Below are 19,517 nucleotides of genomic sequence, written 5' to 3'. Positions count from 1 at the left end.
TCGAAAAGTGCGGCATCCAACTGCTTACCCTGGCCTTGCCAGGAAGAACTTAGGTGTTATCCGAAAGACCTATGTCTTTTCGACCTGCCCAAACTCCAGCTCGACGGGCGTGGAGCGACCAAAAATCATCACGGAGACCCGCACGCGGCTCTTTTCGTAATTGACCTCTTCAACCGAACCATTGAAGTCGGTGAAGGGACCTTCTTTGACACGTACAAGTTCGCCGACCATGAATTCGATCTTGTGGCGAGGCTTGTCTGTACCTTCCTGCATCTGACTGACGATTTTCTGGACTTCCTCTTCAGAAATCGGCGCAGGGCGATTTTTCGCCCCCCCTACAAACCCCGTCACCTTGTTGGTGTGCTTCACCAGATGCCAAGTGTCATCGTCCATCACCATCTCGACGAACACATAGCCAGGAAACAAGCGACGCTCTGTCGTCTTGCGCTGGCCGTTCTTCATTTCGACCACTTCCTCGGTCGGCACCAGAATGCGACCAAACTTGTCCTGCATACCCGAGCGACCAATCCGCTCCTGAATATTGCGCTCCACAGCCTTTTCCATGCCCGAGTAGGCATGGACAATGTACCAACGCAGATCGGGATTTGCCGAAGCAGAAGAGCCTGCAGGAGCTTCTGCTCCAGTGATTTCCGCAGCGGTTGTCATGACTTTCTCCAGCCCAAAATCAAGTCGTACAAGACCCATTCCAGCGTCTTGTCAGTGAACCACAGGAAAAGGGCCATGATCACCACAAAGGCGAATACGTAGGCCGTCATCTGCAGGGTTTCCTTGCGGGTGGGCCAAACGACCTTCTTCACCTCGCGCCAAGCGTCTTTGGCAAAGGCAACGAACTGGCGACCGGACTCCGACACCAAGAACACGCCAGCAGCAGCAGCCAGCCCAACGATCAGCGCAGCCCACTGCACCACAGCGCCTTGTTTTCCCAACAAATAGAAGCCTGCAACCGAAGCGATGACCAGGGCCACCACCGCAGCGAGCTTGGCCTTGTCTGCGCCTGTATTGACTGTTTCAACCTGTGAAGTGGCCATCTTTGAGTATTTCCTGCTTCCGATGCACGGCATCACTTAAGACACCGAAGCCCGCCAGGGTCTGGCGGGCTTGTTTTGGGCCACATTCAAGTGGCAGGGGCAGTAGGAATCGAACCTACAACCTTCGGTTTTGGAGACCGACGCTCTGCCAATTGAGCTATACCCCTGTATACCTTGCTAATTAAGCAATGATCTTGGCCACGACGCCAGCGCCCACGGTACGGCCGCCTTCGCGGATAGCGAAGCGCAGACCTTCTTCCATGGCGATGGGGTTGATCAGCTTCACAGTGATCGACACGTTGTCACCAGGCATGACCATTTCCTTGTCGGCTGGCAGCTCGATGGCGCCGGTCACGTCGGTCGTGCGGAAGTAGAACTGAGGGCGGTAGTTGTTGAAGAAGGGCGTGTGACGGCCGCCTTCGTCCTTGCTCAGAACATACACTTCAGCGGTGAAGTGGGTGTGGGGCTTGATCGAGCCGGGCTTGCACAGCACTTGGCCGCGCTCCACATCTTCGCGCTTGGTGCCGCGCAGCAGCAGGCCGACGTTGTCGCCAGCTTGACCTTGGTCCAGCAGCTTGCGGAACATTTCCACGCCGGTGCAGATGGTCTTTTGCGTGTCGCGGATACCGACGATTTCGATTTCTTCGCCGACCTTGATGATGCCGCGCTCAACGCGACCGGTCACCACGGTGCCACGGCCGGAGATGGAGAACACGTCTTCCACGGGCATCAGGAAGGCACCGTCCACAGCGCGCTCTGGCGTGGGGATGTAGGTGTCCAGCGCTTCAGCCAGCTTCATGATGGCTTCTTCACCCAGCTTGCCCTTGTCGCCTTCCAGGGCGAGCTTGGCAGAACCACGGATGATGGGGGTGTCGTCGCCTGGGAAGTCGTACTTGTCCAGGAGTTCGCGCACTTCCATTTCGACGAGTTCGAGCAGTTCTTCGTCGTCCACCATGTCGCACTTGTTCAGGAACACGATGATGTAAGGCACGCCCACTTGGCGAGCCAGCAGGATGTGCTCGCGGGTCTGGGGCATGGGGCCGTCAGCAGCCGAGCACACCAGGATAGCGCCGTCCATCTGGGCTGCGCCGGTGATCATGTTCTTCACATAGTCGGCGTGGCCAGGGCAGTCCACGTGGGCGTAGTGGCGGTTGGCCGTTTCGTATTCCACGTGGGCGGTGTTGATCGTGATACCGCGGGCCTTTTCTTCGGGCGCTGCATCGATCTGGTCGTATGCCTTGGCTTCACCGCCGAACTTGGCGGACAGCACGGTAGCGATGGCCGCCGTCAGCGTCGTCTTGCCATGGTCCACGTGGCCGATTGTGCCCACGTTGACGTGAGGCTTGGTGCGCTCGAACTTACCTTTTGCCATTTTTCCGACTCCGAAAAAAATCTATACCAATACAACTGGATCTCGGCGCAACCAGAATCGGACGCACCTGAAAGTGGTGCCCATGGCGGGAATCGGACCCGCGACCTCTCCCTTACCAAGGGAGTGCTCTACCACTGAGCCACATGGGCAACTTGACACCGCTCGCGCGACATCAAAATCTCTAACTCAACAAACCAGCACAACAAGCAATGGAGCGGGAGACGGGAATCGAACCCGCGTCATTAGCTTGGAAGGCTAGGGTTCTACCATTGAACTACTCCCGCATCGACCAACAGTCTCTGCGCGTCCAGCCCCGAAAAAACGAGACCAAACAACAACCTCATCACTTCTGCTAACTGGTGGAGGGGACTGGATTCGAACCAGTGTAGGCGTAAGCCAACAGATTTACAGTCTGCCCCCTTTAGCCACTCGGGCACCCCTCCGGAGAATTTCGAATTATAGCACCAGTTTTTTGCAGTCCGGAGAAATTCGTAAGGCCAAACCACCACGCCACATCCAGGACAGGAGGCAAAGCTATACAAATTCATGGTGCGGCTGGCGGGGATCGAACCCACGACCCTTGGCTTCGGAGGCCAATACTCTATCCACTGAGCTACAGCCGCACGACCGAAATGGCACAGCTTCACATTATCGCACGTCACCACACACCAAAGGAATCAATCACAACCGACTCCCGCACGACGACAAAATGGATGGCGTATCAGGAAGGAAGACTACTGACCTCGGCACCCAAGGACACCGGCAGTGAGAGCCCCAGCCCCAACAAAAAGGCATCGGTACAGGCACCACCAACACCCACAAGATCAAAATTACCCTCGCTCAGGATCCAGTTCCGAATCAAGCCATCGAACAGGGCGTGCAAACCAATCGCCGCCTCGATCGGAGCCATCGGCAAGACAACCCCCTGGTGCTGCGCCCCCAACGCGAAATCACGCGCCAGCTGCTGCGTAAAACCCTCCGACGCAGCCACATGGCGGTCACGCACCCCCACAAGCTCACTCACATACTCTACTTTGTAGAGCGCAATCTCAAAAACCCTGCGCGTTCGCTCATCTGAAGCAACGCCGCGCAGCACGAGCGCCATCACCGCGCGTAATCGCTGCACAGGGTCTGGGCAGGTACTGCTCTCAAACTCCCCGTAGCCTTGCTCCAGCGGAAGTGTCACCCGATCCATCATGGCATTGAAAAGATCCACCTTGTCCTTGAAGTGCCAGTAGATCGCTCCCCGCGTAGCCCCCGCAGCCTGCGCAATATCACTCAGCGAAGCGCGTGAGACCCCCTTCTCTCGAAAAACCTGCTCCGCCGCATCAATCAAGCCGTTGCGCGTGGCAACCGCATCTTCCTTGGTTCGACGCGCCATTGGTATTTGTCTCCTCGTTCTACACACTACGTACCCACACGATCCGCAAAGGCATCAGCCGTCACAATTATACATTCATGTCTGTATGTATAATCGCGCACTTATTTTGTCGGGCTCTGGCCTGGTCGGGCCCTCGACAAGCGGCCCATCCCCTACAACCCGATTCCTTGACGCCCATCAAAAAGGACTCCCATGCTGCGTGATGCATCTGCAACTCCCTCCTTTAGCGCCTTTCCCACCCGCAGGGCTGTCTCTCTGGTTGCCTTGACAGCAACAACACTGTTTCTCGCCTCTTGTGGCAAGACGGATGGCCAAGCACCCGCTGGAGGGCCGCAAATGCCACCTGTTGAGGTGGGTGTGGTGACGGCAACGCCTGGCGATGTCGGCTTGATCACCGAATTGCCGGGCCGTGTGGAGGCCTCGCGGGTTGCACAAGTACGTGCTCGCGCCGCAGGCATCCTGCAGCAGCGCCTTTTCAAGGAAGGCAGTGATGTGAAGGCAGGGCAGTCGCTGTTCCGCATTGACCCCGCCCCCTACGCCGCCGCATCGGAAAGCGCGCGCGCTGGCCTGGCCAAGGCCCAGGCCAACCTCGCACAGGCCAGTGCTCAAGTGGAACGCTACCGCCCGCTGGTGAGTGCCAACGCCATCAGCAAACAGGATTTTGTGAATGCCGAAGCTGCCGAAAAGCAGGCACAGGCAGATGTGGCCACTGCCCGGGCTGCCGTACGTACGGCAGACATCAACCTGGGTTATGCCAGTGTGACCTCGCCTATCTCGGGCCGTATCGGCCGGGCTCTGGTTACCGAAGGTGCGCTCGTGGGACAAGGCGAAGCAACGCCCCTGGCGGTGGTGCAGCAGATCGACCCCGTGTACGTGAACTTCACCCAGTCGGCCGGCGACGTCTTTCAGTTGCGACGGGCCATGGAAAGTGGACAGTTCAAGCGTGCAGGCAGCGCAGAGGCCGCCAGTGTCAAACTCGTGATGGGCGATGGTTCGGAGTACGCCCAGACAGGAAAGCTGCTGTTCACCGACCTGTCGGTGGATGCCACCACGGGCCAGGTCACGCTGCGCGCCGAGGTGCCCAACCCCAAGGGCGAGCTGTTGCCCGGCCTTTACCTGCGCGTGCGCATTGAGCAAGCCCAGGCCAGCAATGCCATCACTCTGCCTCAGCAGGCTGTCACGCGCACCCAGCAGGGCGACACCGTGAGCGTGGTGGGCGAAGACGGCAAGGTGTCCCAGCGCACCATCAAGGTCAGCGCCGCACAAAACAACCGTTGGGTGGTTCTTGAGGGGCTGAAGGCCGGGGAAAAGATCATGGTGGACGGTTTCCAGAAGCTGCAGATGCTGCCTCCCGGCACGCCCGTAAAACCCGTTCCATGGCAAGCTCCGGGGGCGCCTTCGGCACAGGCCGCCACACCTGCTGCATCGGCCGCTTCGGCATCGAAGCCATAAGGGGCATTCCAGCATGGCCAAGTTCTTTATCGACCGCCCCATCTTTGCATGGGTGATTGCCTTGTTCATCATGGTGATGGGCGGGGTGGCGATCACGCAGTTGCCGATCGCCCAGTATCCCCCTGTCGCGCCGCCGTCCATCGTCATCAACGCGGCCTACCCTGGCGCCTCTGCGCAAACCCTCGAAGACAGCGTGCTGTCGGTGATTGAACGCGAGATGAACGGCTCACCCGGGCTGATCTACATGGAGTCCGTCGCGCAGGCCGATGGCTCCGGCAGCATCACCCTGAGCTTCCAGCCCGGCACCAACGCCGACCTGGCTCAGGTCGATGTGCAGAACCGGCTCTCGCGAGCCACGCCACGCCTGCCCTCGGCCGTGACCCAGCAAGGCGTGCGCGTGGACAAGTCGCGCTCCAACTTCCTGCTGTTCACCATGCTCTCGTCCACCAATCCGGCCACGGACACGGTGGCGCTGGGCGACTACGCATCGCGCAACGTGGTGCCCGAACTGCAGCGCCTGAAAGGCATTGGCCAAGCCCAGCTGTTCGGTACCGAGCGTGCCATGCGCATCTGGATCGACCCGGCCAAGATGGTGAGCTTCAACCTCTCGGCGGCCGAGATCACAGCCGCCATCCGTGCGCAGAACGCGCAGGTGGCCAGCGGCACCATCGGCGACCTGCCCAATGTGGCGGGCCAGGGCATCGCGGCCACCGTGGTGGTCAACGGACAGCTCTCCAGCGTGGAGCAGTTCGGCAACATCGTGCTGCGCGCCAACACCGATGGCTCCACGGTCCGCATCAAGGACGTGGCGCGTGTCGAGCTGGGCGGACAGGCCTATGCCACGGCTGCACGCCTGAACGGCAAGCCCGCCGTAGGCATCGGCGTGCAACTGTCTCCCAGCGGCAATGCCCTCGAAGCCGCCAAGGCCGTGCGCACCAAGATGGATGAACTCTCCCGCTACTTCCCCGAGGGCATGAGCTGGAGCATCCCCTACGACAGCTCGCGCTTCGTGGACATCTCCATCACCCAGGTGGCCAAGACACTGCTGGAAGCCGTGGCGCTGGTGTTCCTGGTGATGTTCCTGTTCCTGCAGAACTGGCGCTACACCATCATCCCGACCATCGTGGTGCCCATCGCACTGCTGGGTACGTTCGCCACACTGCTGGCGCTGGGTTTCTCGATCAATGTGCTGACCATGTTCGGCATGGTGCTGGTCATCGGCATCGTGGTGGACGATGCCATCGTGGTGGTGGAGAACGTCGAGCGCATCATGAGCGAGGAGGGTCTTTCGCCACTGGAGGCGACCCGCAAGGCCATGCGCCAGATCTCGGGCGCCATCATCGGCGTGACCGTGGTGCTGATCTCGGTGTTCGTACCTTTGGCCTTCTTTGCCGGGTCCACCGGCAACATCTACCGCCAATTCTCGGCGGTGATGGTGGCATCCATCGCTTTCTCGGCCTTCATGGCGCTGTCGCTCACACCGGCACTGTGCGCGACGCTGCTCAAGCCCGTAGAAGCCGGCCACCACCATGAAAAACGCGGCTTTTTCGGCTGGTTCAACCGCAGCTTCTCACGCACGGCCAAGGGGTACGAAGGCTTTGTTGCGCGCATGCTCAAGCGGGCCGCGCGCTACCTGGTCATTTACGCCGCCATCATCGGCGCCGTGACCGTGGTGTACATGCGCTTGCCCACCTCGTTCCTGCCCAGCGAAGACCAGGGCAACATCATCGTCAATGTGCAACTGCCCCCCGGTGCGACACAGGAACGCACGCTGGCCGTGATGCAACAGGTTGAGGAATTCATCCTCAAGCAGCCCGAAGTTCAAAGCATGGTGGGTGTGCTGGGTTTCAGCTTTTCCGGCCAGGGCCAGAATGCGGCCCTCGCCTTTGTGACCCTGAAGGACTGGAGCGAGCGCCACGGCCCGGGTCAGTCTGCGCAAGACGTGGCCAACCGCGCTTTTGGCGGGCTGATGGGCATCCGCGACGCGTTCATCTTCCCGCTGAGCCCTCCTCCCATTCCTGAACTGGGCAACGCCAGCGGCTTCACATTCCGCCTGCAGGACCGAGGAGGCGCCGGGCACGAGGCATTGGTGAAGGCACGCAATCAGCTGCTGGGCATGGCCTCGCAAAGCAAGGTGCTGACCCAGGTGCGCCCGGATGGACTGGAAGACGCGCCCCAGCTGCAGATCGATATCGACCGCGACAAGGCCAATGCGCTGGGTGTGCCGTTTGATGCGATCAACTCGGCACTGTCCACGGCACTGGGTTCGAGCTATGTGAACGACTTCCCGAACCAGGGCCGCCTGCAGCGTGTGGTGGTGCAAGCCGATGCGCCTGCACGCATGCAGCCGGACGATCTGCTGAAGATCAACGCCGCCAACAGCCAGGGCAAACCTGTGCCACTTTCCGCATTTGCCACAACGCGCTGGGTCAACGGCGCACAGCAGACGGTGCGCTACAACGGTTATCCCGCCATGCGCATCTCGGGCGCACCGGCCCCTGGTTTCAGCACGGGCGCAGCGATGGCAGAGATGGAAAAACTCGCCGGCCAGTTGCCTGCAGGCTTCGGCTTCGAATGGACCGGCCAGTCGCGCGAGGAAAAGCTGGCGGGCTCCCAGTCGCTGATCCTCTACAGCTTTGCCATCCTGGCCGTGTTCTTGTGCCTGGCCGCGTTGTATGAGAGCTGGTCGATTCCGCTGGCCGTGATTCTCGTGGTGCCGCTGGGGGTGCTGGGTGTGCTGCTGGCCACCCTGCTGCGCGGCTATGCCAATGACGTGTACTTCCAGGTGGGGCTGATCACCATCATCGGGCTGTCAGCCAAGAACGCGATTTTGATCATCGAATTTGCGAAGGACCTGCAAGCCCAGGGCAAGAGCGTGATCGAGTCGGCACTGGCGGCGGCCCACCTGCGGTTCCGCCCCATCGTTATGACGTCGATGGCCTTTGGCCTCGGGGTGTTGCCACTGGCCATTGCGTCGGGGGCCGGCTCGGCCAGCCAGCGCGCCATCGGCACCGGCGTGCTGGGCGGGATGATCACGGGCACGGTGCTGGCCGTGTTCTTCGTGCCCGTCTTCTTCGTAGTGGTGCGCAGTCTGTTCAAGGGCAGCGCGCGCCAGCAGGAGATGAACCGCCGCCACGCAGAAGAAGCAGGAGTTGGAACCCATGACTAATCACCCACGCACTACCGCCATCGCCCTTGCAACGGCCCTGCTTCTGGCCGGCTGTTCGTTCATACCCACGTACGAGCGCCCTGCAGCGCCAGTGCCGGCCACCTATGCCACCACGGACGCGGCAGCCCCAGGCACTGCAACTGCCGCGCCCTGGCAAGATTATTTTGCCGAGCCCCGGCTGCGCCAGCTCATCGAGGTGGCCCTGGCCAACAACCGCGACCTGCGCGTGGCCGTGCTCAACATCGAGCAGGCCCGCGCCACATTCCAGGTGCGCAGGGCCGACCTGTACCCCGGCGTGGGCCTGGCCGCCAACGCGAGCCGCGCGCCCGCCGCAGGGTCCGGCGATCTGACCAACTCGTTCAGCGTGGGCCTGGCCGTTTCGGCCTGGGAGATCGACTTCTTTGGCCGCATTGCAAGCCTCAAGGAACAGGCCCTTGCCCAGTACCTCTCCACCGAAGAAGGCCGCAACGCCGCACAGGTCAGCCTCGTGGCTGCCGTAGCCAACGGCTGGTTGAACCTTCTGGCCGATGAAGAACTGCTGGACCTGTCGCGCCAGACCCTCGCCTCGCGCGAGGAGTCCATCCGCTTGACCAAGATGCGCCTCGATGCAGGCGTGGCCTCGGAGCTGGACTTTCGCCAGGCCGAGTCACTGACCCAGGCGGCGCGGGCCACGCTGGCCCAGCAGCAGCGCCAGCGCGCGCTCGACGAAAACGCCCTGGCGTTGCTGTTGGGACAAGCCCTGCCCGATGACATTCGTGCCAGCCTCACAGGCAGCAGACTGGCAGCCGCCCCCGCCATGGCACAGCTGCCGGCGGGGCTCCCATCCGAACTACTGACCCGCCGCCCCGACATCCGCCAGGCGGAGCAGCAGCTGATTGCTGCCAATGCCAACATTGGCGCCGCCAGGGCCGCGTTCTTCCCGCGTATCTCGCTCACAGCGCAGGCAGGCACCGCGAGCGGCGAGCTGTCGGGCCTGTTCAAGAGCGGCTCGTGGGGGTTCACGATTGCACCCTCCCTGCTGCTGCCCATCTTTGATGCAGGGCGCAACCAGGCCAACCTGGAAAGCGCCCAAGCGGGCCGCAGCATCGCCGTCGCGCAATACGAAAAAGCCATCCAGACGGCCTTTCGCGAAGTGTCGGACGCGCTGGCCGGCCAGGCCACGCTGGGCGAGCAGGCGCAGGCGCAACAGCTGCAGGCGCAGGCCGAGGCCGCCCGGCTGCAACTGTCTGATCTGCGCTACCGCAATGGCGTGTCGAGCTACCTGGACCTGCTGGACGCCCAGCGCTCGCTGTTCACGGCGCAACAGGCTGTAGTGCAGGTGAAACTTGCCCAATTGCAAAACCAGGTGGCGTTGTACAAGGCCCTGGGCGGCGGTGCACCCGAAACGGCAGCAGGCAACCCCTCCTGACGCAGGCGGCGGCAAGCTTGGCGCGGCCCCCATTGGTTTGCGGGCGCGTGCCAGGCTCAGGCTGTGTGGGGTGAGATACAGGGCGCGCGCGGGCCTGAGCCGAAGGCAACAGCCCCGCAGATATAATTTAAGGTTGATTTCATCAAAGCCCCCGATACACCAGAGGACGTCATGAGCGACAACCACCACGAAGAAGCCCATACCGGCCCGATCAAGAACCCCAAGCAGTTGCTGGTCGCGGTACTTTTCTCGTTTGTGATTCCGATCTTTGCCATCATTGGCTTGGTCCTGTACGTCACATCGGCAGACAAGCCTGCCGCTGGTGCCGTCAATCCTGAGAAAGCCATTGCCGAGCGCATCCAGAAGGTGGGCATGGTCGAGATCCGTGACGCCAACCGCCCTCTCCGGGCTGGCGAAGAGGTGTACAAGGGCCAGTGCGCCGCCTGCCATGCAACCGGCGCCGCTGGTGCTCCCAAATTTGCCGACGCTGGCGCCTGGACGGCCCGCATCGCCACCGGCTTTGAAACGCTGGTGCAATCCGCCCTGAAGGGCAAGGGTGCGATGGCACCGCAAGGTGGTGGCGACTTCAACGACACCGAAATCGCACGGGCCGTGGCCTACATGGCCAATGCTGCCGGCGCCAAGTTTGCTGAGCCTGCAGCACCCGCTGCGGCTGGTGCGGCTCCGGCAGCCGCAGAAGCCGCTCCCGCCGCCCCCGCCACGCCGGTGGCAGCAGCAGCCCCCGCCGCAGAAGCCGCGCCAGCCGCTGCCGCGCCGGTGGCAGCGGCCGCCGCCGCGGGCGCAGGCGAAGCCCTGTACAAGCAGGCCTGCCAGGTCTGCCATGCTGCAGGCGTAGCCGGTGCTCCCAAGTTTGGTGACAAGGCCGCCTGGTCGGCCCGCCTGCCTGCCGGCATCGATGCGCTGTACAACAGCGTGGCCAAGGGCAAGGGCGCAATGCCTCCCCGTGGCGGTGCAGCCCAGGCGTCAGACGCCGACCTGCGCGCAGCGGTCGAGTTCATGGCTGCCGCCGCCAAGTAAGCCTTCCCCTTGCGGCATGTGCGGCGCACCCTTTGGGGCATTGCATGCAGGCATAAAAAAAGCCGGTTCAGTGGACCGGCTTTTTTGCTTTTCAGGATTGCTTTGTATCCACCATGCGCGGTGACCCAGGGGTTTCGCGGGCACCCCACTGGCCCTGCGGGCTCATGACAAAGCCGTAGCGATCAGGCAACTCTTCCGCCAGCACTTCCTGCGGCAGCCAGCGCCCTGCTTCCACGGCTTCGGCCACCAGAGGCACGTCCAGCGTATGCACCAGGCCCACGCCCAGCGCCGACGTCAGGTAGACGTAGCCCTGCGCGTCCACCAGGCAGTCTTGCACCGCCGCGCCACGGCCCGTGTGGGACACCACCGAAAAATCGGACTGTATGCGCCAGATCCAGGGCGTAGCCTCCAGCTCTACATACACCCGCTGGGGCCCGTTCTGAAAGAACCATCGCCCCTGCCCATCGGCTTCGTAATTGCGCGCGATGAAGCCGATGAGCTTTTCATGCTGCAGCAAAGACCCCTTGCTCTGCGGAAACGGCCCTGCTGCCTGAGCCTGGTCATCGCGCAGGTACCAGTGGCCACGCGCGTCCAGGCCCAGCCAGCCATAACAGTCGGGCACGTTGGGCCACTTGGCCAGCGCCTGTTTGACGATGTCATCCATGCGGCGATTGTGCGCCCGCCCGCGTCCGAGCCCCTGCGTGTTCCGCCAACCACCCGCCCACCGCGTCGGGCATGGCACGCACGTGCCCCGGCAGGCGGCCATGGGCAAAACCGACGTGGCCGCCGTGTGGAGGCTGCCAGAGCGTGACGAACCCATTGCGCACCTCGTGCGGCAGCGGAAGGCTGGCGGCCGGGACAAACGGATCGTTGCGCGCATTCACCACCAGGGCCGGAACGCGGATGTGGTGCAGCAGCGGCTTGGCCGACGCCCGCTGCCAGTAGTCCTCGGTGTTCCGAAAGCCATGCAGTGGCGCGGTGAACACGTTGTCAAACGCATACAGGTCGCGCGCCGCCATCAGTGCCTGGCGATCGAACAACCCGGGGTGCTGCGCGAGTTTGCGCAGCGCCTTGGGCACCAGGGTGCGCATGAACATGCGTGTGTAGACCTGTCGGTTGAAGCCACGCCCGATGGCGTGCCCCCCTGCGGCCAGATCGACGGGCGAGCACACGGCCGCCACGGCATCGGCGCTGCGCGCGGCGTCTTCGCCCACCTCGGCCGCCCAGCGCAAGAGCGCATTGCCGCCCAACGAGACCCCCACGGCCACCAAGGGGCCCTGGTGCGAGGCGCGCATGCGCTGCAGCATCCAGCCAATCTCGGCATGGTCGCCCGAGTGGTAGGCGCGGGGTGCAAGGTTGATCTCGCCACTGCAACCCCGGAAATGGGGCAAGGCGCAGGCCCAACCGCGCTCGCGCGCCCAGTCGGCAAAGGCCTCACAGTAATGGCTGCGCGACGAGCCTTCCAGGCCATGGAAGACCACCAACAGCGGCCGGAGTGCCGCAGGCGCCGTGGCACCCTCCTCCTGCAGAAAATCCACGTCTACAAAGTCACCGTCCGGCGTGTCCCAGCGCTCTCGGCGGTACACGGGGCGGGGGCCGAACACGCGGCGCGAATACAGGGCTGGCCAGATGGTCTGGAGCTGTCCACCGGGCAACCATCGAGGTGCTACATATTTCATAGCTATTTGCGCTTTCCTATCAAGCGCCAGACCCTAAAAAGGCTTGGATTCAAGGCCCCACCACTCAGTGCAGCACGGGCCGTTGGGCGTCCACCACCTGCGCATCGGGCGCGACGCCGGGGCTCGCATGGTGGGCCACCAGGCGCCAGCCTTCCGGGGTCTTGTGATAGACATTGGTGGCCAGCACCACGGCCTGGTGCAGGCCGTCGGGCAGCATCACCTCGACCTGCTCGACCACGCTGTGCACAGCGCTGGTCAGCGCCACCACACGGTGCACCTGCAACGGCCGCGCCCGCACCGTGCCATGCGAAAACATCGCCTCGAACGCCGTGCGAATCGCCCCAGCACCCAGCAGCCGGGGCCCGCCGGGATGCACGCAGATGATGTCGTCGTCTTCTGCCCAGCAGGACATCAAAAGCTCGATGTCGCCCCGCTGCAAAGCCTCATAGAACGCGGCTTCGGTTTCGTCCGAGGAACCTCCGAGGGTGGCGGCGCTGGCGCGAGAACGGGGCATGGTGGTTGGTGAGGCGTCTGGGATGGAAGGTGGCGCGGCGGCCACGCGGCCCGCCATGTGCGGGTTGCTATTGTGCGGCCATCTCCCAAAGCCTTGTGGCCCGCCCGGAAAGTGGCACCAGGGACGGCACTTGTTGCAGAATCAGCCAAGCTGCCGGTTGATGGCACCTTGGCATCTTGTCTCTGTGCCCCAAACTGTCCCTGAACTCCACCTGGCGAAGCCACCATGATCCAACGCATTTTTGCCCTGCTGACCGCCCTGCTGGCGCTGAGCGCATTGACCGGCTGCGGCTACAACGACTTCCAGCGGCTGGACGAGCAGTCCAAGGCCGCGTGGAGCGAGGTCCTCAACCAGTACCAGCGCCGTGCGGACCTCGTGCCCAACATCGTCGCCACCGTCAAGGGCGAGGCGAACTTCGAGCAGGAAACCCTGACCCGCGTGGTCGAGGCGCGCGCCAAAGCCACCTCGATCCAGGTCACGCCCGAAACCCTGAACAACCCCGAGGCGTTCAACAAGTTCCAGCAGGCGCAGGGCGAGTTGTCGGGCGCGCTGTCGCGGCTGATGGTGGTGTCCGAGCGCTATCCCACGCTGCAGGCCAACCAGGGCTTTCGCGACCTGCGCGTGACGCTGGAAGGCACCGAGAACCGCATCACCGTGGCGCGCAACCGCTACATCCAGACGGTGCAGGAATACAACGTGCTCGCGCGCAGCTTTCCCACCAACCTGACGGCCATCGCGTTCAGCTATGCGCCCAAGCCCAGCTTCACCGTGGCCAACGAAGCCCAGATCTCCGCGCCGCCCACCGTGGATTTCTCCGCATCCAAGCCCAAGCCTTGAACACGGCACTCCTCACCGCTGAGAGTTTGAGCGAATATGCCCCTAGCGCTTATCTATAAAGCGCTGATAGCTATATTATTAATAGCATCTGCACTCCCATGGGCGCATGCTGACGGCGGCCTGTTGCCCGTGCCCGCGCTCACCGGCCCCGTCATCGACCAGACCGGGACCCTGAGCGCCTCCGACAAAGCCGCGTTGGAGACGCAGCTGCAAACGCTGGAGCAGACCCGGGGCGCGCAGGTGGTGGTGCTGATGGTGCCCTCCACCGCTCCCGAAGACATTGCATCGTTCGCCAACCGCGTGGGCAACACCTGGAAGATCGGGCGCCGCGACGTGGGTGACGGCGTGCTCGTGATCGTGGCCAAGAACGACCGCAAGATGCGCATCGAGGTCGCCAAGACCCTGGAAGGCGCCATCCCCGACATTGCAGCGGCGCGCATCATCGACGGCGCCATGAAGCCCCGGTTCCAGCAAAGCGACTATGCAGGCGGCCTGCGTGACGCCGTCACTCAGATCTCCGCACGCATCGCCGGTGAGGCGTTGCCAGCACCCGCGAGCAACAGCGGCACCGCAGCCCACAGCCCCGACACCAGCCGCGACGGATTCGACTGGACGGACCTCGCCGTCTTCCTGTTCTTCGGTGTGATGGTGGCCGGGCCGCTGGCGCGCAGTATTTTTGGCAGCCGCCTGGGGGGCTTGCTCATGGGCGGCGGTGTGGGCTTGCTGGCCTTTGTGGTCACCTCCAGCCTGATTGTGGCGGGCGGCGCGGGCCTGCTCGCGCTGCTCTATACCTGGATCTTCGGCGGCACTGGCGGTGGCAGCAGCCGACGGCGTGGTCGAGGCGGTGCGGCGGTCGGCGGCTGGGGCGCGGGTGTCGGCGGCGGAGGCTGGAGCGGCGGTGGCAGCAGCAGCGACAGTGGCGGGTTCAGCTCGGGTGGCGGTGGCGATTTTGGAGGCGGCGGCGCCTCGGGGGACTGGTGAACATGGGTCCAGGATCAACAACCACCACCTCCATAGCGACCTTACCGGCCGCCCTCTGGCGCCTGGCCCGCCATCGCTGGGGCGAGCACCAGGCACGCCGCGCGCTGCCCGGCGACACCCTGGAGCGCCTGGCCGCGCGGGTGGCTGCCAGCGAGCAGCAGCACACGGGCCAGATCCGCATCGTCGCCGAAGCCAGCCTGCCCTGGAGCTACCTGCGCCGCAACGCCAGCGCGCGCGAACGCGCCCTCATGCTGTTCAGCAAATACCGCGTGTGGGACACCGAGCACAACAACGGCGTGTTGATCTACCTGCTGCTGCCCGAGCACGCGATAGAGATCGTGGCCGACAGGGGCCTTGCCCGGCATGTGGCAGCGGACGAATGGCGCGATGTGATTGCGCTGATGGCTCCCCGCTTTCGCCAGGAGCAGTACGAAGAGGGCCTCGCACAGGCCGTCGACGCCGTGTCGTTGCGCCTTGCCCGGCACTTTCCACGCCTGCCCGATACGCCCGGGCACAACGAATTGCCGGACGCACCGGTGCTGCGCTAGACATCGCGCGCGCAGCCTCCACGGCGGGAGGCTGATCGCACGGAGTTGCCTCCAGAAAGTGGGTTGACGCTGCGGGCTTTTGACGGCCCGTCCAAGCGATTTGCGGGCCCAGCAGAAGCGCGGTTTATTGGGGGAGTGGCTGGCGCTTCCTGCACCGTGCATGTCTTTCGGGGCATTCTCACTGTTCCAAATAAGCCGCAGGGTTTTCCTCTAGAACACCTTGTTTCAAGGCGATCTTCTCGCTCATTACGAAATCTCCGACCGAAGTTCCCAGCCTATTGTTTCCAATACTGGAACAGTTAGTTTGCGACTCGGTGGTTTTTCTTTGGACTTCACCCGCGTACAGTTCAACCCATCGATGAGCCGAACCCGCAAGGCGACTCACCGAACCCGGTTCAGGAATGGTTTTTTGACCCGGCTTTTTTGAGACGCTTTTTAACTTCCAAGGATTTTCATCATGAACAACACCGCCCGCTTCCTCTCCATCGCTGCCGTTGCCGCTTTCGCCTCTTTCGGCGCACAGGCTGACGAAGCCGATGCTTCGCAATTCGCTACCAAATTTGAAACCAACCGCACCCGCGCTGAAGTGCAGGCAGAAGCCGCCAGCGTTGCCCAGACCCGCTCCATCGAGCCGGCAGGCTCGCGTGTGTTGACCTACACGTCCACGGCTGACCGCGCTGCCGTGCGTGCCCAGGCTGCAGAAGCCCTGCGAGCTGGCCAGATCCCTTCGGGTGAGCGTGGTTGATTCTTGTTGAATCCACGGTTCACACGTTTTCGTATTGCCAAGTACCTCGTCCCTATTTTTTGAATTTCACTGGAGTTTCACCATGAACAAGTCTGTCCGTTTCCTCTCTATCGCCGCTGTTGCCGCTTTCACTGCTTTCGGCGCCCACGCTGACGAAGCCGATGGTTCGCAATTTGCCCTGAAGTTCGACACGAACCGCACCCGTGCCGAAGTGGCCGCTGAAGCCGCCACCGTGGCCCAGACCCGCAGCATCGAGCCTGCTGGTTCGCGTGTGGTGACCTACACGTCCACGGCTGACCGCGCTGCTGTGCGCGCCCAGGCTGCTGAAGCCCTGCGCACTGGCAAGATCCCTTCGGGCGAATTCAGCGCCATGTAATTTGCACGGCAGGTGCCGCGGTCGGCACGCCGACGCAGTCTCACGCTCAAAAGCCGAGGCCCCTCACGGGGCCTCGGCTTTTTTATGCCCTGCCAATCGTGAACAGATTGACAATGGCCCAGTCACCGGCCCAGAACACCTCAATGGCTTCCAGCTACCGCTCCATCGACCATGTCATGCTGCGCCTTCACGCAGCCGAGCCTTTGTTTCAGCTCTTCAGCGAGACCTTCGGGTTGCCCGTGGCCTGGCCCTTGCAACGTACTGATTTCGCCACGTATGGCTGGGTCCATCTGGGCAACACAGACCTCGAATTGTGGGCAGCGACCGCCAACGGCGATCTTCCCGACCATGCGCAACCGCCCTTGATCCACGGTTTTGCTCTGGAGCCTGCTTCGCCCCTGGCCGAAAGTCTGGAGCACGCGATGGAGGCAGGCATCACTTGCAAGCCTCCCCGCGCCTTCCAGTCCGAGAACAGCCGGGGCGAAAGGGTCACCAATTTCACCAATTCCGTGCTGCTTGAGCTTTCCGCTCCAAGCTGTTGTGTGTTCTTTTGCGAGTGGGATCGGCGTGCGGCCCTCTACCCCTGGCCCGAAACCGCAACGCCGGTAGAACGCCGCGCGCAGCATCGGCAGGCCCTGCAGGACAGCGGGGGCGGCCCCCTGGGAATCACCGGACTGCATGCCCTGCGCATGGGCACCCCGGATGCGCAAACACACCAGCACCGTTGGCGGGCACTCACAGGCTCGCAGCCTGGCCATCCCATTGCAGTCATGCCGGATGTCTGTCTGGAGCTGGTTCCAGGAGACCACTTGCTGATTGAATCGCTGTCGCTGAGCGTGCGCTCACTATCTATAGCGCGTGCCTTTCTGAGCAGCCGGCATTTGCTCCAGGCGGACAGCGGCGATGCGCTTTCCGTGGCGTGCGAAGGTCTGCAACTTCACCTGGTGGAAACGTCCCCCGCCTTGCCTTAGTGCAGACTTCCATGACCGCTTGCTGTTTTGCAGCAGGCAGGCATAAAAAAACCCGGCCAAGCCGGGTTTTGGGGCAGATCCACCAAGATCTGAATCACTTCTTCTGGCGGAACTTGCGAAGCGCAGCAATCTGCGCCGCCATCACAGCCAGTTCGGACTGGGCCTTTGCCAGGTCGATTTCGCTCTTGGCATTCTTGAGCGCTTCCTCGGCGGAGGCCTTGGCGGCGTTGGCCTTCTCGTCGTCCAGATCCTTGCCACGGATGGCGGTATCGGACAACACAGTCACGCAATTGGGCTGCACTTCCAGAATGCCACCGGCCACGAAGACAAACTCTTCGGAACCGTCAGCCATTTCGATGCGCACCGAGCCCGGCTTGATACGGGTGATCAGCGGGGTGTGGCGGGGATAGATGCCCAACTCGCCAGCTTCGCCAGGCAGCGCCACGAAACGCGCTTCACCGGAGAAGATGGACTCTTCGGCACTGACCACATCAACGTGGATGGTGTTCATCATTGCTCCTAGGAAAAGGTGGGTTGCTTGATTGCTGAAGGCCGAGCGGCGGTAGGCTGCTCAGCCGCCGGGCAATCAGGCCACCTTCTTGGCCTTTTCGAAGGCTTCGTCAATGGTGCCCACCATGTAGAACGCCTGTTCTGGCAGGTGATCGCATTCGCCGTTCACGATCATCTTGAAACCACGGATGGTTTCCGACAGTGGAACGTACTTGCCTGGCGAGCCCGTGAACACTTCGGCCACGTGGAAAGGCTGCGACAGGAAACGCTGGATCTTGCGAGCGCGGGCCACGGCCAGCTTGTCTTCAGGTGCCAGTTCGTCCATGCCCAGAATGGCGATGATGTCGCGCAGTTCCTTGTAGCGCTGCAGCGTGCCTTGCACCGCACGGGCCGTAGCGTAGTGGTCTTCGCCCACGACGTTCGGGTCCAGCTGGCGGCTGGTGGAGTCCAGAGGATCCACGGCAGGGTAGATACCCAGCGAGGCGATGTCACGCGAAAGCACCACGGTGGAGTCCAAGTGGGCGAACGTCGTGGCAGGCGATGGGTCGGTCAAGTCATCGGCAGGCACGTACACGGCCTGGATGGAGGTGATCGAGCCGACCTTGGTCGACGTAATACGCTCTTGCAGACGGCCCATTTCTTCGGCCAGCGTAGGTTGGTAGCCCACGGCGGAAGGCATGCGGCCCAGCAGAGCGGACACTTCGGTACCGGCCAGCGTGTAGCGGTAGATGTTGTCCACGAAAAACAGCACGTCACGGCCTTCGTCGCGGAACGACTCGGCGATGGTCAGGCCGGTCAGAGCAACGCGCAGACGGTTGCCTGGGGGCTCGTTCATCTGGCCGTACACCATGGCAACCTTGGACTCTTCGAGCTTCTCCAGGTTCACCACGCCGGAATCGGCCATTTCATGGTAGAAGTCGTTCCCTTCGCGGGTACGCTCGCCCACACCAGCGAACACCGACAGACCGCTGTGGGCCTTGGCGATGTTGTTGATGAGTTCCATCATGTTCACGGTCTTGCCCACACCGGCGCCACCGAACAGGCCCACCTTGCCGCCCTTGGCGAACGGGCACACCAGGTCGATCACCTTGATGCCGGTTTCCAGCAGCTCTTGCGAAGGCGACAGTTCGTCGTACGCAGGGGCCTTGCGGTGGATGGAGGCCGTCAGTTCCTGGCTCACGGGACCACGTTCGTCGATGGGAGCACCCAACACGTCCATGATGCGGCCCAGCGTCGCCTTGCCCACGGGCACGGTGATGGAGTTGCCGGTGTTGGTCACCATGATGCCGCGGCGCAGGCCGTCGGACGAACCCAGCGCAATGGTACGCACCACGCCGTCGCCCAGCTGCTGCTGCACTTCCAGCGTCAGGGTCGAACCGTCGAGCTTCAGAGCGTCGTAAATCTTGGGCATCTGGTCGCGCGGGAACTCAACGTCCACCACAGCGCCGATACATTGAACAATCTTGCCTTGCACTTGAGCCATTTTT

At 62.8% G+C, this 19,517-nt stretch carries 19 protein-coding genes and 5 tRNA genes; 10 read left to right on the top strand and 14 right to left on the bottom strand.

Annotated elements, in window-relative coordinates; genetic code table 11:
- Positions 1 to 69 precede the first annotated feature (69 nt).
- The 9 genes from nusG to C8C94_RS20580 all read right to left on the bottom strand — a co-directional run bounded on the left by nusG (position 70) and on the right by C8C94_RS20580 (position 3,802).
- A complete protein-coding gene (gene nusG, locus C8C94_RS20620) occupies positions 70 to 666 on the bottom strand; it encodes a transcription termination/antitermination protein NusG (RefSeq protein WP_121422026.1) in 597 nt (198 codons plus the stop codon).
- A complete protein-coding gene (gene secE / locus C8C94_RS20615) occupies positions 663 to 1,049 on the bottom strand; it encodes a preprotein translocase subunit SecE (RefSeq protein WP_121422025.1) in 387 nt (128 codons plus the stop codon). The genes nusG and secE overlap by 4 nt, the downstream gene beginning before the upstream one ends.
- 91 nt (positions 1,050 to 1,140) lie before the next feature.
- Positions 1,141 to 1,216, bottom strand: a tRNA-Trp gene (locus C8C94_RS20610).
- A 14-nt stretch (positions 1,217 to 1,230) separates the two neighbouring features.
- A complete protein-coding gene (tuf, locus tag C8C94_RS20605; RefSeq protein WP_056642984.1) occupies positions 1,231 to 2,421 on the bottom strand; it encodes an elongation factor Tu in 1,191 nt (396 codons plus the stop codon).
- 74 nt (positions 2,422 to 2,495) lie between these two features.
- Positions 2,496 to 2,570 (bottom strand) — tRNA-Thr (locus C8C94_RS20600).
- Between the two features lie 61 nt (positions 2,571 to 2,631).
- Positions 2,632 to 2,705: transfer RNA gene (locus C8C94_RS20595), tRNA-Gly, on the bottom strand.
- 73 nt (positions 2,706 to 2,778) lie between these two features.
- Positions 2,779 to 2,864 (bottom strand) — tRNA-Tyr (locus C8C94_RS20590).
- A 104-nt stretch (positions 2,865 to 2,968) separates the two neighbouring features.
- Positions 2,969 to 3,044 (bottom strand) — tRNA-Arg (locus C8C94_RS20585).
- 98 nt (positions 3,045 to 3,142) lie between these two features.
- Positions 3,143 to 3,802: a TetR family transcriptional regulator gene (locus C8C94_RS20580; RefSeq protein ID WP_121422024.1), complete on the bottom strand. Its 660-nt coding sequence runs from the start codon at positions 3,800 to 3,802 to the stop codon at positions 3,143 to 3,145.
- A gap of 192 nt (positions 3,803 to 3,994) precedes the next feature.
- On the opposite strand from C8C94_RS20580, the gene C8C94_RS20575 reads away from it, so the two are divergent.
- The 4 genes from C8C94_RS20575 to C8C94_RS20560 all read left to right on the top strand — a co-directional run bounded on the left by C8C94_RS20575 (position 3,995) and on the right by C8C94_RS20560 (position 10,869).
- Complete coding sequence (locus C8C94_RS20575; RefSeq protein WP_121422023.1) at positions 3,995 to 5,254, top strand: efflux RND transporter periplasmic adaptor subunit; 1,260 nt, start codon at positions 3,995 to 3,997, stop codon at positions 5,252 to 5,254.
- A 13-nt stretch (positions 5,255 to 5,267) separates the two neighbouring features.
- The gene (locus C8C94_RS20570; protein ID WP_055401284.1) at positions 5,268 to 8,423 is read left to right on the top strand and encodes an efflux RND transporter permease subunit; all 3,156 of its coding nucleotides are present in this window, start codon (positions 5,268 to 5,270) and stop codon (positions 8,421 to 8,423) included.
- Positions 8,416 to 9,831 (top strand): efflux transporter outer membrane subunit, encoded by a 1,416-nt coding sequence (locus tag C8C94_RS20565; RefSeq protein WP_121422022.1) that lies wholly within the window; start codon positions 8,416 to 8,418, stop codon positions 9,829 to 9,831. Before C8C94_RS20570 ends, C8C94_RS20565 begins: the two co-directional genes overlap by 8 nt.
- A 171-nt stretch (positions 9,832 to 10,002) precedes the next feature.
- Positions 10,003 to 10,869, top strand: a complete 867-nt coding sequence (locus C8C94_RS20560; protein ID WP_121422021.1) for a cytochrome c5 family protein — start codon at positions 10,003 to 10,005, stop codon at positions 10,867 to 10,869.
- Between the two features lie 91 nt (positions 10,870 to 10,960).
- Here C8C94_RS20560 and C8C94_RS20555 read toward each other — a convergent pair whose 3' ends face one another.
- The 3 genes from C8C94_RS20555 to C8C94_RS20545 form a co-directional block, all read right to left on the bottom strand.
- Positions 10,961 to 11,533, bottom strand: coding sequence for a DUF2946 family protein (locus C8C94_RS20555; RefSeq protein ID WP_121422020.1), 573 nt, complete (start codon positions 11,531 to 11,533; stop codon positions 10,961 to 10,963).
- Entirely contained in the window at positions 11,526 to 12,548 is a 1,023-nt protein-coding gene (locus tag C8C94_RS20550) for a YheT family hydrolase (RefSeq protein ID WP_121422019.1), read from the bottom strand. Before C8C94_RS20550 ends, C8C94_RS20555 begins: the two co-directional genes overlap by 8 nt.
- Positions 12,549 to 12,612: 64 nt before the next feature.
- Complete coding sequence (locus tag C8C94_RS20545; protein WP_055401297.1) at positions 12,613 to 13,062, bottom strand: nuclear transport factor 2 family protein; 450 nt, start codon at positions 13,060 to 13,062, stop codon at positions 12,613 to 12,615.
- 225 nt (positions 13,063 to 13,287) lie between these two features.
- Here C8C94_RS20545 and C8C94_RS20540 point away from each other — a divergent pair, with 225 nt between their 5' ends.
- The 6 genes from C8C94_RS20540 to C8C94_RS20515 all read left to right on the top strand — a co-directional run bounded on the left by C8C94_RS20540 (position 13,288) and on the right by C8C94_RS20515 (position 17,520).
- The gene (locus tag C8C94_RS20540) at positions 13,288 to 13,899 is read left to right on the top strand and encodes a LemA family protein (RefSeq protein ID WP_242701291.1); all 612 of its coding nucleotides are present in this window, start codon (positions 13,288 to 13,290) and stop codon (positions 13,897 to 13,899) included.
- Between the two features lie 36 nt (positions 13,900 to 13,935).
- Positions 13,936 to 14,880, top strand: a complete 945-nt coding sequence (locus C8C94_RS20535; RefSeq protein WP_121422018.1) for a YgcG family protein — start codon at positions 13,936 to 13,938, stop codon at positions 14,878 to 14,880.
- Between the two features lie 2 nt (positions 14,881 to 14,882).
- The gene (locus tag C8C94_RS20530) at positions 14,883 to 15,428 is read left to right on the top strand and encodes a TPM domain-containing protein (RefSeq protein ID WP_121422017.1); all 546 of its coding nucleotides are present in this window, start codon (positions 14,883 to 14,885) and stop codon (positions 15,426 to 15,428) included.
- Between the two features lie 457 nt (positions 15,429 to 15,885).
- Positions 15,886 to 16,173 (top strand): DUF4148 domain-containing protein, encoded by a 288-nt coding sequence (locus C8C94_RS20525; RefSeq protein WP_121419970.1) that lies wholly within the window; start codon positions 15,886 to 15,888, stop codon positions 16,171 to 16,173.
- 82 nt (positions 16,174 to 16,255) lie between these two features.
- Positions 16,256 to 16,549, top strand: a complete 294-nt coding sequence (locus C8C94_RS20520; protein WP_121419969.1) for a DUF4148 domain-containing protein — start codon at positions 16,256 to 16,258, stop codon at positions 16,547 to 16,549.
- A 239-nt stretch (positions 16,550 to 16,788) separates the two neighbouring features.
- The gene (locus tag C8C94_RS20515) at positions 16,789 to 17,520 is read left to right on the top strand and encodes a hypothetical protein (RefSeq protein ID WP_233573531.1); all 732 of its coding nucleotides are present in this window, start codon (positions 16,789 to 16,791) and stop codon (positions 17,518 to 17,520) included.
- A gap of 94 nt (positions 17,521 to 17,614) precedes the next feature.
- Here the strand turns inward: C8C94_RS20515 and C8C94_RS20510 are convergent, their stop codons facing one another.
- Together C8C94_RS20510 and atpD are read right to left on the bottom strand one after the other, a co-directional pair.
- Positions 17,615 to 18,031: a F0F1 ATP synthase subunit epsilon gene (locus C8C94_RS20510; RefSeq protein ID WP_010467232.1), complete on the bottom strand. Its 417-nt coding sequence runs from the start codon at positions 18,029 to 18,031 to the stop codon at positions 17,615 to 17,617.
- Between the two features lie 75 nt (positions 18,032 to 18,106).
- A complete protein-coding gene (gene atpD, locus C8C94_RS20505) occupies positions 18,107 to 19,513 on the bottom strand; it encodes a F0F1 ATP synthase subunit beta (protein ID WP_055396243.1) in 1,407 nt (468 codons plus the stop codon).
- Positions 19,514 to 19,517: the final 4 nt, after the last annotated feature.

The organism is Acidovorax sp. 94 (assembly GCF_003634645.1).
Classification (GTDB): domain Bacteria; phylum Pseudomonadota; class Gammaproteobacteria; order Burkholderiales; family Burkholderiaceae_C; genus Acidovorax; species Acidovorax facilis.
The sequence above is the reverse complement of the archived record's forward strand: the minus strand, read 5'-3'. Positions and strand labels throughout refer to the sequence as shown.

Bases quoted from the DNA above. Each gene is read 5' to 3' on its own strand.
- C8C94_RS20530 (WP_121422017.1), top strand. From the start codon at position 14,883: ATGGGTCCAGGATCAACAACCACCACCTCCATAGCGACCTTACCGGCC.
- C8C94_RS20540 (WP_242701291.1), top strand. From the start codon at position 13,288: ATGATCCAACGCATTTTTGCCCTGCTGACCGCCCTGCTGGCGCTGAGC.
- C8C94_RS20550 (WP_121422019.1), bottom strand. From the start codon at position 12,548: ATGAAATATGTAGCACCTCGATGGTTGCCCGGTGGACAGCTCCAGACC.
- C8C94_RS20535 (WP_121422018.1), top strand. From the start codon at position 13,936: ATGCCCCTAGCGCTTATCTATAAAGCGCTGATAGCTATATTATTAATA.
- secE (WP_121422025.1), bottom strand. From the start codon at position 1,049: ATGGCCACTTCACAGGTTGAAACAGTCAATACAGGCGCAGACAAGGCC.
- C8C94_RS20545 (WP_055401297.1), bottom strand. From the start codon at position 13,062: ATGCCCCGTTCTCGCGCCAGCGCCGCCACCCTCGGAGGTTCCTCGGAC.
- C8C94_RS20555 (WP_121422020.1), bottom strand. From the start codon at position 11,533: ATGGATGACATCGTCAAACAGGCGCTGGCCAAGTGGCCCAACGTGCCC.
- C8C94_RS20580 (WP_121422024.1), bottom strand. From the start codon at position 3,802: ATGGCGCGTCGAACCAAGGAAGATGCGGTTGCCACGCGCAACGGCTTG.
- C8C94_RS20560 (WP_121422021.1), top strand. From the start codon at position 10,003: ATGAGCGACAACCACCACGAAGAAGCCCATACCGGCCCGATCAAGAAC.
- C8C94_RS20510 (WP_010467232.1), bottom strand. From the start codon at position 18,031: ATGAACACCATCCACGTTGATGTGGTCAGTGCCGAAGAGTCCATCTTC.
- nusG (WP_121422026.1), bottom strand. From the start codon at position 666: ATGACAACCGCTGCGGAAATCACTGGAGCAGAAGCTCCTGCAGGCTCT.
- C8C94_RS20570 (WP_055401284.1), top strand. From the start codon at position 5,268: ATGGCCAAGTTCTTTATCGACCGCCCCATCTTTGCATGGGTGATTGCC.
- C8C94_RS20565 (WP_121422022.1), top strand. From the start codon at position 8,416: ATGACTAATCACCCACGCACTACCGCCATCGCCCTTGCAACGGCCCTG.
- C8C94_RS20525 (WP_121419970.1), top strand. From the start codon at position 15,886: ATGAACAACACCGCCCGCTTCCTCTCCATCGCTGCCGTTGCCGCTTTC.
- C8C94_RS20520 (WP_121419969.1), top strand. From the start codon at position 16,256: ATGAACAAGTCTGTCCGTTTCCTCTCTATCGCCGCTGTTGCCGCTTTC.
- C8C94_RS20575 (WP_121422023.1), top strand. From the start codon at position 3,995: ATGCTGCGTGATGCATCTGCAACTCCCTCCTTTAGCGCCTTTCCCACC.
- atpD (WP_055396243.1), bottom strand. From the start codon at position 19,513: ATGGCTCAAGTGCAAGGCAAGATTGTTCAATGTATCGGCGCTGTGGTG.
- tuf (WP_056642984.1), bottom strand. From the start codon at position 2,421: ATGGCAAAAGGTAAGTTCGAGCGCACCAAGCCTCACGTCAACGTGGGC.